Annotated in this window: 1 protein-coding gene and 1 pseudogene; both read left to right on the forward strand. The window is 60.2% G+C overall.

Features of this window, described 5'->3' with window-relative positions; genetic code table 11:
• The coding region (locus ABX749_RS32000) for a HEAT repeat domain-containing protein (protein WP_372899610.1) at positions 1–607 on the forward strand (607 nt) is incomplete at its 5' end.
• 304 nt (positions 608–911) lie between these two features.
• Positions 912–1,674: pseudogene (locus tag ABX749_RS32005) on the forward strand (hypothetical protein); the annotation flags it as partial.

The following is a 1,674-nucleotide window of genomic DNA, read 5'->3' on the forward strand; positions in this document are numbered from 1 at the left end:
CTTGATCGGTCACTTGCAACACAACCTGCGAGATCCCAGTCGCGATCATTCCCACGGTCGCATCTGGCGTGTCACGCACAAGGAACGCCCGTTGCTGGAACCCGCCAAGATCGATGGTGCGACGATTCCCCAGTTGCTGGACTTGCTGAAGTCACCCGAAGACCGAACGCGTTATCGGGCACGTCGTGAATTGGCCGCACGCGACAGCGAACCGGTGTTGAAAGCGCTCGACACCTGGGTAGCCGGCTTGGACGCATCGGATCCCAGCGTCGAACATCAGCAAATGGAAGCCCTGTGGATGTACCAAACGCACAATCAGGTGCGGACCGATTTGCTGGACAAGCTGTCGGCGTCGGAGAACGATCGTGCCCGTGCGGCATGTGTCCGGCTGACGTCGCACATGATGCACGCGATCCCCGATCACGCCGATCGATTCGCAAAAGCCGTTCACGATGAGCATCCGACGGTTCGCTTGGAAGCCGTTCGCGCGATCAGTTTCCTGAGCGGAGACGACGCGATCGAAATGGTTCTCGGCGTGCTGGAACACGACATGGACGACTACTTGCAGTACACGCTCGATGAAACGATGCGTCAACTGGAACAGTAGGGCTGGTGATGGAGTAATCCTGTCGGGAGCGAGGGGGGCTTGAAGATAACAAGCCCCGGTTCTCAATCTGGACGGAGTACTACGGCAGTTTTGCCGGTCCAGCCAGCTCAAATCATACCCACCGATGGCAGCGCGAACCCACGGATGACAGGGTGCTGAAAATCCGTGGGATCGCGCTGCGATCCGTGGGCTCAGTGGCCATTTTCATCGCTCTGCCTCCCGCATCAATCGACATCCCTCGGGATCCGGCGCTCACGCCAACATACCACCCCACACCACCACCAACACCATTCCAAACCAAACCATGCGTTTGCTCTCACGCCTGTTGTTGCTTGTCGTCATCGCGCAGATCGCCTTCGTCGCTCCCTGTCTGGCAAAAGACGCGGATCCACCGACAATCTTTTTGGACAAGTCGCCACGCATCGTCGCGTATCAATTGGGGCGGCTCAATGACGAGCGATTGTTGCTCGTTCCTCGGTCAACGGACGACGAGAAGTACATCCCCGTCTATGAAGCCATCGTGGGGCGACCGGCGATGGCGGCGGGCATTCGGGACGAAGCGTTTGCGGCGCTGGCCGAACTGAAAGACAGTACGGTTGCGGCGGAAATGTTGGCGACGATCACCAAGTCGAAAATGGACACGCCGGACGCGAAGCGGTTGGTCGATCTGTTGACCGGGCTGATGTTGAAGCGTCCCGCGGCGGAATTGACGGCGCTCCAACCCGTGCTGTCCGAGCTGGCCCGCGATGACGACCCCGCGCTGCGTTCGATCGCGCTGGCGGGACTGATCGTCGCCGGCGACACGGACACGGCGCGATCGATCGCTGAAACGGACGCCGACGCCGCCATCGCCATGTTGGCCGCAATCCGCAAACTGCCCAACAAGAAATTGAAAGTGGCGCAGCGCGACGACGCAGTGTCCCAATTCGAATCTGCGGATTCGCTCGACGTCAAGCTCGCCGCGATCGACGCGTTGTCCCGCATTCCCGCCGATCAAGACGACACCTACCAGCGATTGATCACGCAGGTCGATGATCCGGCAACGCGAGTCGCCGCCTGCCGCGGTC

It is taken from the genome of Stieleria sp., assembly GCF_041595215.1.
In the GTDB taxonomy this organism is placed as follows: domain Bacteria; phylum Planctomycetota; class Planctomycetia; order Pirellulales; family Pirellulaceae; genus Stieleria; species Stieleria magnilauensis.